General features: G+C 36.9%; 14 protein-coding genes. 13 read left to right on the top strand and 1 reads right to left on the bottom strand.

Annotated features, from left to right (window positions below):
- From N3C60_08885 to N3C60_08825, 13 genes are all read left to right on the top strand, one after another.
- On the top strand, positions 1-235 hold a 235-nt coding region (locus tag N3C60_08885; GenBank protein ID MCX8085020.1), incomplete at its 5' end, for a hypothetical protein.
- A 129-nt stretch (positions 236-364) separates the two neighbouring features.
- Positions 365-2,332, top strand: coding sequence for an excinuclease ABC subunit UvrB (uvrB, locus tag N3C60_08880; protein MCX8085019.1), 1,968 nt, complete (start codon positions 365-367; stop codon positions 2,330-2,332).
- Between the two features lie 3 nt (positions 2,333-2,335).
- Complete coding sequence (locus N3C60_08875) at positions 2,336-4,585, top strand: PBP1A family penicillin-binding protein (GenBank protein ID MCX8085018.1); 2,250 nt, start codon at positions 2,336-2,338, stop codon at positions 4,583-4,585.
- A 1-nt stretch (position 4,586) separates the two neighbouring features.
- Positions 4,587-5,540, top strand: a complete 954-nt coding sequence (locus N3C60_08870; protein ID MCX8085017.1) for a HAMP domain-containing histidine kinase — start codon at positions 4,587-4,589, stop codon at positions 5,538-5,540.
- Positions 5,518-6,918, top strand: a complete 1,401-nt coding sequence (locus N3C60_08865) for a sigma-54 dependent transcriptional regulator (GenBank protein MCX8085016.1) — start codon at positions 5,518-5,520, stop codon at positions 6,916-6,918. Before N3C60_08870 ends, N3C60_08865 begins: the two co-directional genes overlap by 23 nt.
- Positions 6,899-8,830, top strand: a complete 1,932-nt coding sequence (gene rnr, locus N3C60_08860; GenBank protein MCX8085015.1) for a ribonuclease R — start codon at positions 6,899-6,901, stop codon at positions 8,828-8,830. The genes N3C60_08865 and rnr overlap by 20 nt, the downstream gene beginning before the upstream one ends.
- Positions 8,831-8,920: 90 nt before the next feature.
- Complete coding sequence (locus N3C60_08855) at positions 8,921-9,388, top strand: universal stress protein (protein ID MCX8085014.1); 468 nt, start codon at positions 8,921-8,923, stop codon at positions 9,386-9,388.
- A gap of 16 nt (positions 9,389-9,404) precedes the next feature.
- Positions 9,405-9,602, top strand: coding sequence for a tautomerase family protein (locus N3C60_08850; GenBank protein MCX8085013.1), 198 nt, complete (start codon positions 9,405-9,407; stop codon positions 9,600-9,602).
- A gap of 182 nt (positions 9,603-9,784) precedes the next feature.
- On the top strand, positions 9,785-10,780 hold the full coding sequence (locus tag N3C60_08845; GenBank protein ID MCX8085012.1) for a TAXI family TRAP transporter solute-binding subunit: 996 nt from the start codon (positions 9,785-9,787) through the stop codon (positions 10,778-10,780).
- A 52-nt stretch (positions 10,781-10,832) separates the two neighbouring features.
- Positions 10,833-11,189: a hypothetical protein gene (locus tag N3C60_08840; protein MCX8085011.1), complete on the top strand. Its 357-nt coding sequence runs from the start codon at positions 10,833-10,835 to the stop codon at positions 11,187-11,189.
- Positions 11,190-11,202: 13 nt separating this feature from the next.
- Positions 11,203-13,134: a TRAP transporter fused permease subunit gene (locus N3C60_08835; protein MCX8085010.1), complete on the top strand. Its 1,932-nt coding sequence runs from the start codon at positions 11,203-11,205 to the stop codon at positions 13,132-13,134.
- 33 nt (positions 13,135-13,167) lie between these two features.
- Entirely contained in the window at positions 13,168-14,343 is a 1,176-nt protein-coding gene (locus tag N3C60_08830) for a YbfB/YjiJ family MFS transporter (GenBank protein ID MCX8085009.1), read from the top strand.
- The gene (locus tag N3C60_08825; protein ID MCX8085008.1) at positions 14,324-14,533 is read left to right on the top strand and encodes a 4-oxalocrotonate tautomerase family protein; all 210 of its coding nucleotides are present in this window, start codon (positions 14,324-14,326) and stop codon (positions 14,531-14,533) included. The genes N3C60_08830 and N3C60_08825 overlap by 20 nt, the downstream gene beginning before the upstream one ends.
- 23 nt (positions 14,534-14,556) lie before the next feature.
- On the opposite strand, the gene ilvD is transcribed toward N3C60_08825, so the two are convergent.
- Positions 14,557-16,398, bottom strand: a complete 1,842-nt coding sequence (gene ilvD, locus N3C60_08820; protein ID MCX8085007.1) for a dihydroxy-acid dehydratase — start codon at positions 16,396-16,398, stop codon at positions 14,557-14,559.
- Positions 16,399-16,450 lie beyond the last annotated feature (52 nt).

Genomic DNA, 16,450 nt, shown 5'->3' with positions numbered 1-16,450 from the left:
GAGAGTTGGCGGTTCACTTTTTGCAGAAACACCTAACTCAGGTCTTGCTGCAATAGGTGTGGCTGGTGAGGGTGGTCGTGGGATTATTCAATCTGGGGTTGTAGAAAATTCCAACGTGGATATAGCTCAGGAGTTTGTTACTATGATCACCGTGCAAAGAGGTTATCAGACGAACTCAAGGGTGATAACAACAAGTGATGAAATGTTGCAAGAGCTATTAAATCTCAAGAGATAAAAAAGGGGCTTTAAAACCCCTTTTTTTTAATTAGGCGTTATTTTTTAAGCATCATATTCCAAAAAATACAATAATATCATGGCCAATATTTTTCTTCACAATAGACCTGAAATATATTAATATTATATTATGATATTCAAACTTTTTTCCAAATATAAACCCGAAGGGGATCAGCCTGAAGCTATTAAACAGATAGTGTATAATTTTAAACATGGAATAGATAGACAGGTTCTCGTTGGTGTAACTGGATCTGGGAAGACATTCACGATGGCTAATGTAATAAGGGAACTTTCAGTACCCACTATCATAATAGCCCATAACAAAACTTTGGCTGCCCAGTTATATGGAGAGTTTAAAGAGTTTTTTCCTGAAAATGCAGTTGAGTATTTCGTAAGCTATTACGATTACTATCAGCCTGAGGCATATATCCCCCAAACGGATACTTACATAGAAAAAGATTCATCAATAAACGATGATATAGACAAGATGAGGCATTCTGCCACAAGAAGTCTTCTCGAGCGGAGGGATGTTATTATTGTGGCAAGCGTTTCATGTATTTATGGTTTAGGCTCCCCCGAAGCGTATTATGGGATGCTTGTTTCTGTGGAAGTAGGTGAAGAGCGACCAATGGATGATATCTTGGCAAAATTGGTGGAGATAAAATATGAAAGAAATGAGATCGATTTTCATAGAGGTACCTTTAGGGTAAAAGGTGATGTACTGGAGGTGTTCCCATCCCATGAGAGTGATATTGCATATAGAATAGAGTTTTTTGGAGATGAGATCGATAGAATATCAGAGTTTGATCCTGTTACTGGAAAAACATTAGCCACAAGAAGCAAAGTGGCTGTTTATCCTAACACACACTATGTTACGACAAAGGTGACAATTGAGCAAGCTATAAAACAGATTGAGATAGACCTTAAAAAAAGAGTTGTAGAGTTTGAACAGCAACAAAAGCTTGTTGAGGCTCAGAGATTACAACAGAGGGTAATGTTTGATATTGAGATGATAAAGGAGACAGGGTATTGTTCTGGTATAGAAAACTATTCGAGGTATTTCGATGGTCGTATGCCGGGGGAACCACCCCCCACACTTTTGAGCTATTTGCCAAAAGATGCACTTATTATAATAGATGAATCCCATATAACAATTCCACAGATAAAGGGGATGTACAATGGTGACAGATCGAGAAAACAGACCCTTGTGGACTATGGCTTTAGGTTGCCTGCTGCTTTGGATAATAGACCATTAAAGTTTGAAGAATTCAACAGTATAGCCAGAAGGATTTTGTATGTGAGTGCTACTCCCGCTGAATATGAGATAGTTGATTCAAAAGGTGTCATTGTGGAGCAGATAATAAGGCCAACTGGTTTGATGGATCCTGAGATAGAGGTAAAGCCAGCAAAAAATCAAGTGGATGATCTTATAGCAGAGGCTGCACAAGTGATAAAAAGGGGAGAAAGGGTATTGGTTACTACTTTGACAAAGAGGATGGCGGAAGATCTGACCAGGTATATGAAAGATCTGGGTTTCAATGTGGAGTATTTGCATTCTGATATAGATACCCTTGAAAGGGTAAAGATCTTGAGGGATTTGAGATTGGGTAAGACAGATATAATAGTAGGCATTAACCTCTTGAGAGAAGGTCTGGATTTGCCTGAGGTTTCATTGGTGGCGGTACTTGATGCTGATAAGGAAGGTTTTTTAAGATCTGAAAGGTCTTTGATACAAACTATTGGTAGAGCAGCAAGGAACATCAATGGTAAAGCTATATTTTATGCAGATAAAATTACAGAATCAATGAGGAAAGCTATAGAAGAAACCAATAGAAGAAGGGAAAAGCAGCTTCAATATAACAAAGAACACAATATAACTCCAGAGACAATTAAAAGTGAGATAAAAAATATTCTTGAGTCTATATATGAAAAGGATTATTTTGAGTATGATTTTGAGGAGTTTGGGTTGAATATTGATCATGATATCGAAAAACAGATTGAAGAGCTGGAAAAAGAGATGTATAAGGCTGCGGAGGCTCTCGATTTTGAAAAGGCTGCAAAAATAAGAGATCTTATCTTAGAATATAAAGTGAGGTAGTAAATGAAAGAGTTTTTTATCAGATATAAAAAATATGTCCTTTGGTCTATGGCATTGAGTCTTGCATTGGGGTTTTTTGTCTTAGGCTATCTATATTTTATAATAAGTGATCTACCATCTGTTGCACAGCTTAAAAATTTTAAATACAAAGTGCCTACTTATGTTTACGATAAAAATGGAAAGCAGATTGCTGAATTGGGTGTGGAGCGTAGGATTCCTGTAAAGTTTGACAAGATTCCAAAACATCTTGTAAACGCTTTAGTGGCTGTGGAGGATTCAAGATTTTTTAGCCATGGAGGTATAGATTTTTTGGGTATCTTAAGGGCTACTTTTTCTAACATAAAAGCAGGTAGGGTAGTTGAGGGTGGAAGCACATTGACTCAACAGCTCGTTAAAGTGATATATCTGACACCTGAGAGAAAATTCAAGAGAAAGTTTAAAGAGGCGGTATTGGCCTATAAAATCGATAAGTACCTTACAAAAGAGGAGATATTGGAGATATATTTAAATCAGGTTTATTTTGGCAAGGGCTCTTATGGTGTTGAATCTGCTGCGCTAAACTATTTTGGTAAGCATGTTTGGGAGCTAAACCTATATGAATGTGCAATGCTTGCTGGTATTCCAAAGGCACCGGGGATATATGCCCCCACTGCCAATATGGAAAAGTCTATTGCTCGTATGAAACATGTGTTGTCAAGGATGCTCGAGGAAGGTTATATTACAAGTGATGAATATAAAAATACCATAATACCAAATATCATAACATCTCCAAATAGCCCTGTAAGAAAGAACTATGCTGGGTATTTTGTGGATTATGTAACGGCAAACTTGAAAAAGGAGCTAAAAATAGAGGATTTTAATGATCTTGGCTACAAAATTTATACTACTCTTGACCTTGATATGCAGATTAAAGCAGAAGAAGCTGTAAGAAATGGGGTTATCAGTGTCAACAACAGGCAAGGGTATTTCGGTGTGGTGGCTAAAAGTGATGATCCTAAATATGAGGAGAAGGTAAAAAAAGTGGAGTATCTCTCCGAATTTGGTGTATATGCTGTAAAAGTTAAAAAGGTCTCCCAGTTTGAAGTGGCTTTTGATTTTAAAGGTAAAGAGGGGATTTTGCATCTTTCAGAGAACAGGTGGGCTTATCCTAATGGTGGAAAGATCTTTCAACTGGATGACTTTAAAAAGATTATTAACGTAGGTGACTGGATTTTAGTGCAAAAAACAGATAAAGGGTTTCTACTTTCACAAGAACCTAAATTAGAAGGGGCATTGCTGGCTGTTAGTCCGAGTGATGGGTCTGTGTTGGCGATGGTGGGTGGCTTTGATTACAGAAAATCTTATTTTAATAGGGCTTATCAGTCAAAAAGACAAGTAGGTAGTCTTTTTAAACCTTTTGTTTATACTGCTGCCATCGACAGTGGCTACAACTCTACCACCCTTGTATATGATGCCCCAATAATGCTTGAAAGCGGAGAAAAGGGCAAATTTTGGTCACCTCAAAATTTTGATAGGCAATACTACGGTTTTACAACTATAAAGGATGCTTTGACCACATCAAAAAATGTTGTGAGTGTTAAGATTGCTGAAAAGATTGGGATAAAAAAGATAAAAGATTTTGCAAATAATAGATTTGGTATAGTTTCAGAACTGGCAAACGATCTGTCTATCAGTATAGGCTCAGCATCGATCTCTCTGTTAGAAATGGTTTATGCTTATGCTCTGTTTCCTAATATGGGCAAAAGTGTAATACCTTATGCTGTCACAAAGGTTATTGACGATAATGGAAATGTAATATTAGAGAAACAGCCTCAAGAAGGTGAACAGAGGATAAGACCTTCTGTGATTCATGTTATGAATGAGATCCTCATGAATGTTGTTGAGGATGGTACAGCAAAAGCGGCTCGGGCGATTCCAAGAATTATTGCAGGTAAAACAGGTACAACAAATGATTATAAAGATGCTTGGTTTATTGGTTATACCCCTGATATTGTCGTGGGTACGTGGGTCGGTTTTGATGAATTTATCCCTATTGGCAGAGGTGAAACTGGAGGAAGAGCAGCGCTGCCTATCTGGATAGAATTTATGAATGGTATTATTTCTAAAATACCTCAAAATATATTTCCAGCCTCACCTGAGGTGGTTTATTATAAGTTTGATCCATCTTCCCATAGGAAAACTGAAGACATCATAGATGATTTCAGGTTTGAGCCTTTTATTGAAGAACCAAAAGAGAATGATGTAATAAATTAACATGAATGATGAACTGGATATTTTAAGGATAGGTAAGTTTGAGTTTAAAGATGGCCGGGTAATTCCGATAAATGATTATGCGGAAAAGATTTTAAATAATATCACCATTAATATAAATGATGATCCCAAGCAGTTTATTCGAAATATCTTTTCCGACAATATTAAGCTTATAAATATTTCCAGCATGAAGTTGGGGGTAGCAAAGTTCGGTGACTTTTTTTATTTTTTAGATTTGACAGATTATTTAAACGATATGAACAATTTTATAGATCTTTTGTCTATGCAGCATGAAATAAAGAACCCTTTGACGGTAATAAACGGTGCTTCCCAACTGCTCAAGTTGCGCTTTAAGGATAGTTTTGTTCAACATACTGCAGATATCATTACAAAAGAAAGTGGTAGAATACAGCACCTGCTGGATAGTATATCTGTGTTGTTTAAAAATCTAAAGATTGATACGGTGATATTGAAAAGTTTTTTGGAAGAGCTAATTTCTGCTACAAAGATGATTTATCCAGATGTGGAGATAGGTGCTGATATAGATCCTGAGATATCTAAGTTCAGATGTGACAAAGAACAGTTCTATATCGCGATTTTTAATATACTAAAAAACAGTTGTGATGCTTACAGTAAAACTAAAATAAATATATCTGTATCAATAGATGCTTCCATGAAAATGAGATCCTCATACACAGACAAAACTGTTTCGATGATAAAGTTTAGTATTAGTGATCTATCTGGAGGTATTAAAAATGAAGATGTTAACAAGATCTTCAATCCATTTTTTACCACTAAGAGTAAAGGGGGCGGTTTAGGGCTTTTTATAGCAAAGAATATTATTGAGAAACATAATGGTAGGATATTTTTTAATACATTATATAAATATGGAACTACTTTTAATATACTAATACCTTATTCAAGTGGAGAGTTAGATGATAAAAGTGTTGGTTGTTGATGATGAGGAAAATATCCTCTGGTTGTTGAAAGAGGGCTTGGAAGATGAAAACATAATTGTCAAAACAGCAACAAATAGAACTTCAGCTGAAAAAATATTGGAAAATGAAAAAATAGATCTATGTATTGTGGATATTTTTTTAGATGAAGATAGTGGACTAAGATTAATCAAAAGGTGGAAAAATATATTTAAGAACATCTATTTCATTGTAATAACAGCTCAGAATACAAGTAGTAATGTAATAGAGTCTATGGAGATTGGTGCGATAGATTTTTTTCCGAAACCTTTTAATGTTACCGAAATAAAAAATAGGGTAATAGATCTCTTTTCTAAAAAAATAGATTTTGTAAAGAATAAAGAGCCGATACCTTACGACTATCAGACAAACTCAAGAAAGATGTTGGAGGTATATAAGGTAGTTGGTAAGGTTGCCAGGACTAATATCAGTGTTTTGATTACAGGGGAGACAGGAACGGGTAAAGAGGTCATTGCTAATATGATTCATGAAAAAAGTAATCGCAGGGAGAAACCTTTTGTAGCGGTGAATGTAGCTTCCATACCCAAAGATCTCTTAGAGAGCGAGCTTTTTGGACACGTAAAAGGAGCTTTTACTGGTGCTATCTCAGATAAAATAGGTAAATTCGAAGAAGCTGACGGTGGAACGATCTTTTTGGATGAGATTGGTGAGATGGAGTTAGGTTTACAATCTAAAATTTTGAGAGTGTTACAGGATAAAGAGATTTTGAGGATAGGTTCAAACAAAAAGATTAAATTAAATGTTAGAATAATAGCAGCTACTAATAGGAATCTGGAGCAGATGGTAAAAGAGGGTAGCTTCAGGGAGGATCTTTTTTATAGGCTTAATGTTGTGGAGATTAAGCTACCTCCATTAAAAGAAAGGAAGGAAGATATCCCTATGCTCGTTGAACATTTTTTGAAAAAGTATAGTCATATAAAAGAAGAAGTTGTGGGGGTATCTGATGAGGCTATAGAGGTACTAAAGAAATACAGCTGGCCTGGTAATATTAGGGAATTGGAGAATACCATTCAGTATGCAATAGTGCAATCAAGTAGATCGGTTATAACTGTAGATGATCTGCCGGATAAGATAAAAGAGAGTTGTATTTCCCATGAAGAGGACTCATTACATGAAAGACTTTACGATCTTGCAAAACAGATCATGGACTATTCAATAATAACCGGTAATAATGACGCTTATATTGAATATATGAAGATAGTGGAAAAACCATTAATACAAGTGGCATTGGATTTAACGAAATGGAATAAGTCGGAGGCATCAAGAATTTTGGGTATAAATAGGAATACCTTAAGATCTCGAATCAAGGAGTTAAAGCTGAATGGGGAAAAAGAGGAGTAAAGATAAGGTTAAAAGAAAGGAACAAGAGTTGCTCGTTGGGAAAGTGGATTTGGCTGTAGATGGCTATGGTTTTTTTATTCCAGATAATCCAGATCTGCCTGATGTATTTATACCAAAATCTAAACTTAACGGAGCTTCCCATAAGGATATTGTTAAGGTACAGATAGAGGTTTTTAAAGGAAAAAAAGAAGCGCGGGTTGTTGAGATCATCGAGAGGGGTTATTCCAAGATTATAGGTAGGGTGGAGAAATCCAGATTTTTTGCCTATGTCATACCTTTTGTTAAAAGATTCGGTTTTGATATTTATATACCGAAAAGGTATGCTGATGATCTTAAAGATGATGACGTGGTAATCTGTGAGATAACGAAATACCCCGAGAAGAACCGGAACCCTGAAGGTAAGGTACACAAGATATTAGGTAACCTTGCTGATAAAGGTATTGAAAATATAATCGTTTTGGAGAAATATGAGATAAGAAGGGAGTTCCCAAAATCTGTTCAAAAAGCAGTAAAAAGAGATGTTTTAGAGCTTATTAAATATCCAGGTAAAAGGGAGGATTTTCGCGATCTTTTCACAGTCACAATAGATGGTGAAACAGCGAGGGATTTTGATGATGCTATATCTATCATGAAAACGAATAACGGTTATAAGCTCTATGTTCATATTGCCGATGTGGCTCATTTTGTAAGAGCTGGTAGTAAAGTGGATAAGGAGGCATATAGGCGGGGCACAAGTATATATTTTCCTGAGTTTGCTATACCGATGCTACCTGAGGAGCTTTCTAATGAGATGTGTAGTCTTAAGCCAAATGTGGATAGATTGGCTCTTACGGTTGAGATAGATTACGATGATAGTGGTAATAGGTTGTTTTCCAAGTTTCATCAGTCTATCATAAATAGTGATTATAGACTGACATACAATTTTGTGAATGATCTTATAGAAAAAAAAGTACTTTCTGAAGACAAAAGGTTAAACGATCTTGTAATCTATGGATTGGAGTTGTTAGAAAAGCTCATGAGTAGAAGAAAGTTAGATGGTATGATCGATTTTGATCTACCGGAGGTGGAATTTTATTTTGATGATGAAGGGGATATGGTGGATATCAAGCCCCTTGAGAGAAAAATATCCCATAGATTAATCGAGTTTTTTATGATTGAGGCAAATGAAGTAGTGGCTGAGTTTCTTGAGAAAAATTATAATAGGAGCATGTTTCGGGTTCATGGTGTTCCTGATGCCGATAAACTAAAAGAGTTTACCTCATTGTGTCATTTATATGGTATAGATGTGGAAGATGTAGACGGATTTGACCCAAAATCGATTCAGATGTTGTCTGAAAAGATAAGTAGATCTCCTTTTGGTTACCTTTTAAGTTCCATGTTGGTCAGGACTATGCAAAAGGCTTTATATTCCCCTGATAACACGGGTCACTTCGGCTTATCTTCTCAGTGTTATACACATTTTACAAGTCCTATTAGGAGATACCCTGATTTAGTGGTTCACAGACTTGTAAAGAGAAAATTGTTTGGATATAATTTTGATTACGATGAGGAGTACCTTGATGGTGCAGCTATAAATTCATCCAGAACAGAGCAATTAGCAGAGGAAGCGGAAAGGGAGATACATCTTTATAAAAAGCTTAAATTTCTTCAGTCCCACACTGATGCTGTTTTTGACGCTTATATAAACAGGCTAACCCCAAACGGTATATTTGTTTATCTTGATAAATTCCTCCTCACAGGATTTGTTTCCATTGAAAATATGCTGGGAGATAATTACTATTATTTGGAAAGCCAGAATATCTTTATGGGGAAGAAAAAGAAAATTAAACTAAAGCTCGGTGATAGGGTTAAAGTATCCTTGTTTAAAGTAAACTATGATTACTTGGAAGCTGATTTTATTCTTGTGGGGTGATTATTAAATGGTCTGCTTGAGGTATATTTAAAAGCGATTGTTTATTTTTTCACCTTAGTATATAATTAGAAAAAGTAGTGGAGGTTGATTATGATAAATATTAAAAAGATTTTAGTGCCGACAGATTTTTCTGAAACATCAAAATATGCTATGCAGTATGCCATTGAGTTTGCAAAAAATTTTGGGGCAGAGCTGAGAATAGTTCACGTTATTTTTGATGAGAGTCAGATTGTGGCGTTTTATTTGCCTCAGGTAACTTTTCAAAATCTTGATCAAGAGTTGGAAGAATCAGCTAAAAAACAGATGGATGAATTTTTAGCTCATTTTCCCGAATTAAAAGAGGTTACTTATGATGTGAAAATGCTAAAAGGTACAGCTTTTGTTGAGATTATCAGTGAGGCTAAAGATATGAAAGCTGATCTAATAATAATAGGTACTCATGGTAGGACTGGTCTTGAGCATGTTCTTTTCGGTAGCACAGCTGAGAAAGTTGTCAGAAAATCCCCTTGTCCTGTTTTGACTGTTAAGCCTAAAAACTTTAAATTTGTTATGCCTTAGGTGGTGGAGGTATTCTATGCCAGTGGTTAGGGTAGAGATGTGGCAGGGGAAAAGCAAAGAGGTAAAGGATAATATAGCAAAGGATATCACAGAGGTTTTTGTTAAGAATCTGGGTTGTCCCCCTGAGGCTGTGACTGTGGTGTATGATGATAGACCCAAAACGGATTGGTATACTGGCGGTAAAAGTCACGATAAATTGTATGTTGACAAATAAAACTTTTAAGTGATAAGCAGTTTTTTTATAAAGATGTTCTAACTAAAACTGCTTGTATATGGTTGATTGAGAGGGGTGTAAAAACTTTTTTCTGTGCTATTGTTTATAATAGCATATTTTTTTATTTACTGAAATCGTTTTTTTTGTTAAAATATATATATCAAAACAGTGGAGGTGCATCTATGTTGTCCAAATCTTTTCTTAGTTTTTTGATATCCCTATTTTTAACTGTTTCGTTTTCAGATTTTGCCTACGCTAAAAAAACTTTTATAAAATGGGGAGCTACTTCTGTCAGGTCAGGTTTGTATGCCAATACGGTTGCAATGGCTAAGGTTGTAAACAGCACATATCCAGGTGAAATTGAGGTCACTGTTGTGGAAACAGGTGGTTTTGTTGAAAACTTAAGTAGGCTTCAGAGAAAATCTATTCATATAGGGCCAGCTGATGCGGCAGCAGCTTATGCTAACTATATGGGTATCATTGACTATGAGGGGAAAAAGAACCCAAACCTTAGAGCCTTGTGGGGCGGATATATAACTCCGATTCATATCGTGGCTGCTGAAAAAGCTAATATAAAATCTGTTACTGGTCTTTCTGGGGTTGATTTTGCTATGAACCCAGGTACCACTTCAGGTAGAGTGGTTGAACTGTTTTTCAAAGCTAACAATATTACCCCAAACTATAAAATGATGGGTATAGGGGCAAGTGTGGATGCCCTTAAGTCCGGAGTAGTAAAGGCATGGTTCAAGGCTGGTTTTAAAGACTCTGCAATTCTTGATCTCGAATCAAACATGGATATTGTAGTATTCGATGTTGATCAAAAGCTCATAGATAATTTTAATAAAGTGTATCCTGGTCAGGGACTTGCAATGAAGATACCTGCAGGTTTGTTCAAAAGTGTAAAGAAAGAACAGAACAGTCTTGCTTACGTTGTGGCAGATTTTGTTGATAAAGATCTTCCAGACGATGTTGTGTATAAAATAGTAAAAGCTGTGTGGGATAACAGAAAAGATATAGTTACCCCCCTTGCAACCCTTAAAGAGGGGAATTTCGATGATATGTTTGGTATGGCTGAAAAGTACCTGAATGTACCCTTACATCCAGGTGCTGTGAAGTTTTATAGGGAAGTGTTAAAAGTAAATGTCCCTGCAAAGCTCCTTCCTCCAGGGATGAAGTAATAAAAGGGGGTAAACTCCCCTTTCTTAATTAACGACAATATGGAGGTAAACCATGAGAAAATCTATCTTTAGTTTAATGTTTTTGGTTTTTATTAGTGGTATCGCTATAGCAAGTAACATAGATGTTAAGATAACACCTCCTTCTGGGCCAGCACTAACCCAAATAAGCATAGATGGAACTGGTTTTAAAAGTGGTGAGGAGATAGATATCATATTAACACTTAGTGCAGGAGAAAAAATTGGTCTTGGTACGGAAAAAGTGGATGTGATTACTGCAGATGACAAGGGTAATATAAGTGTCAAGACGTCTATCCCAATGATGGCCAAACCTGGAACATATAAATTGGAGATTATTGGTAACCAGGGTAGTTACAAAGAGATGAGTTTAATAGTAACAGATAAGAAGTAGTAAGGTATTTATTATGAGAAAGTTAGAAGGGTTTTGGAAATATTTGTTAGCTACACTTGTTTTGGCTTGGGGAGGCTTTGTTATGTGGACCTCCCTTCTTTATTCCCTTCATCCTCTACTACAAGGTGGTATCTCACTTTCTATTGGTCTTGCTATAGTGTTTCTGGTTTATCCGATGATTAAAAAGGAGTTTAACAACAAGTTCTTAAATATCTTGATCACTGGTACAGAAAAAGCTCCATCGGTACTTGACCTTTTGTTTATAGTCCTCAGTATAATTCCATGTTTTTATGTAATGATAAACTGGGAAACTATAGTTAGAAATCCAGGAAGTATAAATGACTTAGAGCTTTTAATGGCTGTTATATTGGTTGTAGCGCTAATTGAGGGGACAAGAAGAGCTTTGGGATGGGTTATACCTATACTGGTTATTTTTTTCATTGTTTATACTATTTATGGTCCTTATATCCCAGGGAGATTTGCTCATCCGGGCTTTGATTATATCGATATAATGTATCAGCTCTTCATGATGACGGAAGGGATATGGGGAATGCTCACAGATATGGCAAGCCGAATAATTGCACCGTTTATAATCTTTGGTCCCATTTTATTTGCTACTGGTGTAGGTAAGACGGTTATGGATCTTTCCACTTATGCGGGAGGGAAAATTAGGGGTGGACCTGGGCATGTTGCAGTTATCTCTAGCTCCCTTTTTGGTATGCTTAGTGGTTCTTCGGTGGCAAATGCTGCAACAACAGGTTCTTTTACAATCCCTTTGATGAAGCGGTTTGGTTTTTCAAGGGAGTTTGCATCCGCTGTAGAGGCTTCGGCATCGTCTGGGGGACAGATCATGCCCCCCATTATGGGTGCTGGCTGTTTTGTCATGGCGGAATTTTTAAATATCCCTTATACCTCTATCATGATTGCGGGGACTGTTCCGGCCCTGATTTACTTTATTGGTATTTCTGCTGGGATATGGATCGAGGCTGGTAAAACTGGCATGGGTAAGATTCCACCTGAGCTTATGCCTAAGGTAAGAGAGGTTTTTAAGCCAGGTAATATTTTAGGCTTTTTCCTGCCAATTGGTACACTTGGTGTTTTACTATTCATGTTTTTCCCTCCACAGGTGTGTGCAGCATGGGCAATTGTTGTATCTGTAATATACTACACATTTTTTGGAGGAAAACTGGTTAAAGATGAAATTGTAAAGAGGATTAAGGATATCTATGGTGGATTGTTTGAAGGTGTAGTAAAGGCTCTTGCCTGGCTGATGGTAATGATGTCATGTGTACAGATTGTGGTTACCCTCATATCGATGACAGGTTTTGGTGTAAAGGTCTCTGAGATAATTATCGAAATTTCTGGACACAATGTATTTCTGGCACTTGTAGCTACCATGCTTACCTCTATGATATTAGGTATGGGTATGACCACTACAGCAGCTTATGTGGTGGCAGCTGCTGTGTTAGTACCAGCTCTTACGCAGATGAAAGTGGATCCCCTTGCAGCCCACATGTTTATATTCTACTTTGCAATTAAGTCTGGTCTTACTCCCCCTGTTTGTATTGCTGTGTTTACTACTACAGCCATTTCTGGTGGTAGCTGGTTAAAGGCAGCATGGTACTCTATGAAGCTTGGTATAGGTGGATATATTATGCCCTTCTTTTTCATATTTGTACCCCAATACCTTATGAAAGGGGATTTCTGGAGTATTCTATTTATCTTTTTAGGTGCTTCTGTGGCGATGTTTGCCCTTGAAGCAGGTGTGTTGGGGTATTGGAAGAAAAAATCCACACCACTTGAGAGGATCTTATATATTGTTGGTGGTATATTGATGCTAATGCCAGATTACTTCACTTTTGTGGGCTTTTTCATCTTTTTAGTGGGCGTACTTTTAGAGAAATACGATATTCAGATCCCAATTATAGGGGTTAGAAAAGCTTGATATGGCGGAGTATCTGTTACTCCGTCTTTTTTTATGAAAAAACTAAATTTAGACATTATATCGGTTTTATTTGGTGGATTTTGTTCGTTATTTTTAGGGATGGGGATATCACGGTTTGTCTATACTCCAATACTACCTTTAATGCAAAGGGAGTTTTCATTGTCTGACTTTATATCTGGTTCTTTGGCTTCTGTAAATCTTTTTGGATATCTACTTGGGGCTATATTCGCGATTACATTGAAAGATAATTCGAAAAAGTTTATTTTATTTAGGATTTCGGTGGTTATCTCTGTTATTACCATATCACTTATGGTATTTGAAAGTGTTGTATTTTGGTTTTTAGTGAGGTTTTGGGCAGGTTTTTGTAGTGCTCTGATACTTATATATGGATCAGATTTCGTTATAAACTATCTAATAAAGAGTGGTTTTGGACATCTTTCGGGTTTTATTTTCAGTGGCATTGGTATTGGTATGGTTATGTCTGGGATGACAATACCTTTTTTGGGTAAGTTTTTTAGTTCATCAAAAATATGGTTACTTATGGGGCTTTTGAGTATCTTACCTGCGATAGTTGTTTATGCCACAGTTCCTAAAACACCTGAACAGACAAGACAGATGGATACATGCCAAGATATCAAAGGAAATAATCTACCTGTGAAATTAGTTACCATTGCATATTTCTTAGAGGGTTTTGGGTATATTATAACTGGTACGTTTGTGTCAGCTCTTGTTTACAGGGTGGAGGGCTCATCTTTTTTATCTGGGTTGGTTTGGGTGGTGGTTGGTTTGGGTGCTTCAATTTTTACACCATTGTGGGGGATTTTGGGGAAGAAGGTTGGTAATGTTTTGATATTAGTTTTTTTGTATTTTTTGCAATGTATATGTGTGGCACTGCCATTGATAAAATTTTCTTATTTGTACCTATTTATATCAGCATTAGGTCTTGGGGGGACTTTTTTAGGTATTGTATCCCTTTCTTTTGTAGTGGCAAAGGAGATAACTAATATTAGGAATACAACCTCTGTATTAACTATATTTTTTAGTTTTGGTCAGATATTAGGACCTATTATAGGAGGCTATTTAGCTGATAAAACAAGGAGCTTTTATAGTCCGATTGCACTGGCATCTTTGTCTATATTTTTAGGTGGTATAATTATGATTTTTCTTTATATCTTACAAAGGAGGCGTTATGCCAGTTATTACAGTTAAGATGACAAAAGAACATGGTGGAGCAACTACTGAGCAAAAGAGAGTGTTGATTCGGAAGATTACTTCTGCTTTTGTCGAGGTGATGGGTAGGGGAGAAAAGACAACAGTGGTGATTATTGAAGAGGTTGATATGGAAAATTATGGTATAGGTGGAGAACAGGTTTCAGAGATCAGAAAAAGACAAACATGATAAAGGGGAGTAGTCCCCTTTTATCATTTGTAAAATTTAGAAACATCTCTTATTGCACCTTTTGACGCTGAAGTGGTAAGTAATGCGTAGGCTTTTAAGGCTGTAGAGACCGTTCTCTGTCTATGCTTGGGTTTAAATCCTCCGGAACTTATGAGATTATTTTTTCTTCTGATTAGTTCTTCTTCAGAAACATTAAGGTGGATTATTCTTTCTGGTATATCAATAATTATTTCGTCTCCATCCTCAATAAGAGCTATATTACCACCTTCTGCGGCTTCTGGGGAGATGTGTCCTATGGATAAACCTGAAGTCCCTCCAGAGAATCTACCATCTGTTATCAAGGCACACACTTTTCCAAGCCCTTTTGATTTGAGGTAGCTTGTGGGGTATAACATCTCCTGCATACCAGGTCCACCTCTTGGGCCTTCATACCTGATAACCACCACTTCACCTGGGGTAATTTTATCTGAGAGAATGGCGTTAACAGCATCCTCCTGACTTTCAAACACCTTAGCTCTACCTTTAAATTTTAGTATCGATTCGTCAACGCCTGCTGTTTTAACTATACATCCCTCTTGGGCTATGTTGCCAAATAGTACAGCCAGTCCACCATCTTTACTGTAGGCATTTTCTATGTTTCTGATACATCCATTTTTTCTGTCAAGGTCAAGGTTCCAGTATTTATCCTGAGAAAAAGGTTCCAATGTTGGGACATTACCAGGTGCAGCGGAGTAAAACTTTATTACCTCTGGGTCACCATTTAGTACATCCCATCTTTGAATTGCTTCGCCTAATGTCTCTGAGTGGACAGTTTTTACATGTGTATGGATGAGGTTAGCCCGATTTAATTCTGCGAGAATTCCGAAAATTCCTCCTGCTCTATGGACATCCTCTATGTGATATTTGTCTGTGGATGGAGCTACTTTACAAAGATTTGGAGTTTTGCGGGATAGTCTATCTATGTCACTCATTGTAAAATTAACACCGGCCTCATGGGCAATAGCTAAGATATGTAAAACGGTATTTGTGGAGCCCCCCATAGCAATATCCAATGTCATAGCGTTTTCAAAAGCTTCAAAAGTTGCTATCGATCTTGGTAAAATGGAGGTATCATCTTCTTCGTAGTATTGATGGCAGAGCTCAACTATCCTTCTTGCAGCAGTTAAAAAAAGGTTTTTTCTTAGTTTGTGAGTAGCCAAAAGTGTTCCATTGCCGGGTAATGCCATACCTAATGCTTCTGCCAAACAGTTCATAGAGTTTGCAGTAAACATGCCTGAACAGGACCCACAGGTGGGGCATGCTGATCTTTCTATTTGTAATGTTTCTTCATCATCATAATCTTTGCTGACAGCTGCCACCATAGCATCCACAAGATCCATCTTTTTTTCCTTCCCTTTTAAAAAGACTTTTCCAGCTTCCATAGGCCCACCAGACACGAATATGGCAGGTATGTTAAGTCTCATGGCAGCCATAAGCATGCCGGGGGTGATTTTATCGCAGTTTGAAATACATACCATTGCATCCGCACAGTGGGCATTTATCATATATTCCACAGAATCAGCAATGAGATCTCTGGATGGCAATGAGTACAGCATTCCGTCATGCCCCATAGCTATTCCGTCATCTATGGCTATTGTGTTCATCTCTTTTGCTATCCCACCCGCTTTTTCTATCTCTTCCACCATCATCTTGCCAATTTCTCTTAGATGGACATGTCCCGGGACAAACTGGGTAAACGAATTTACAACAGCTATAATAGGTTTTTTATTGAAATCTTCTTCTTTTACACCTGTTGCTCTCCAAAGTGCTCTGGCACCTGCCATATTTCTTCCTGATGTGGATGTAAATGATCTGTATTTTGGCATGATTACCTCCAGCTTTTTTGCAAAAATACTTTTAAGATCTCTCGATGTCAAC

It is taken from the genome of Calditerrivibrio sp. (assembly GCA_026415135.1).
In the GTDB taxonomy this organism is placed as follows: Bacteria; Chrysiogenota; Deferribacteres; order Deferribacterales; family Calditerrivibrionaceae; genus Calditerrivibrio.
Note: the sequence above shows the minus strand (reverse complement) of the source record. Positions and strands in the feature narration are given on the sequence as shown.

Bases quoted from the DNA above. Each gene is read 5' to 3' on its own strand.
- N3C60_08870 (MCX8085017.1), top strand. From the start codon at position 4,587: ATGAATGATGAACTGGATATTTTAAGGATAGGTAAGTTTGAGTTTAAA.
- N3C60_08850 (MCX8085013.1), top strand. From the start codon at position 9,405: ATGCCAGTGGTTAGGGTAGAGATGTGGCAGGGGAAAAGCAAAGAGGTA.
- N3C60_08865 (MCX8085016.1), top strand. From the start codon at position 5,518: ATGATAAAAGTGTTGGTTGTTGATGATGAGGAAAATATCCTCTGGTTG.
- N3C60_08840 (MCX8085011.1), top strand. From the start codon at position 10,833: ATGAGAAAATCTATCTTTAGTTTAATGTTTTTGGTTTTTATTAGTGGT.
- N3C60_08825 (MCX8085008.1), top strand. From the start codon at position 14,324: ATGCCAGTTATTACAGTTAAGATGACAAAAGAACATGGTGGAGCAACT.
- N3C60_08875 (MCX8085018.1), top strand. From the start codon at position 2,336: ATGAAAGAGTTTTTTATCAGATATAAAAAATATGTCCTTTGGTCTATG.
- rnr (MCX8085015.1), top strand. From the start codon at position 6,899: ATGGGGAAAAAGAGGAGTAAAGATAAGGTTAAAAGAAAGGAACAAGAG.
- N3C60_08845 (MCX8085012.1), top strand. From the start codon at position 9,785: ATGTTGTCCAAATCTTTTCTTAGTTTTTTGATATCCCTATTTTTAACT.
- uvrB (MCX8085019.1), top strand. From the start codon at position 365: ATGATATTCAAACTTTTTTCCAAATATAAACCCGAAGGGGATCAGCCT.
- N3C60_08830 (MCX8085009.1), top strand. From the start codon at position 13,168: ATGAAAAAACTAAATTTAGACATTATATCGGTTTTATTTGGTGGATTT.
- N3C60_08855 (MCX8085014.1), top strand. From the start codon at position 8,921: ATGATAAATATTAAAAAGATTTTAGTGCCGACAGATTTTTCTGAAACA.
- ilvD (MCX8085007.1), bottom strand. From the start codon at position 16,398: ATGCCAAAATACAGATCATTTACATCCACATCAGGAAGAAATATGGCA.
- N3C60_08835 (MCX8085010.1), top strand. From the start codon at position 11,203: ATGAGAAAGTTAGAAGGGTTTTGGAAATATTTGTTAGCTACACTTGTT.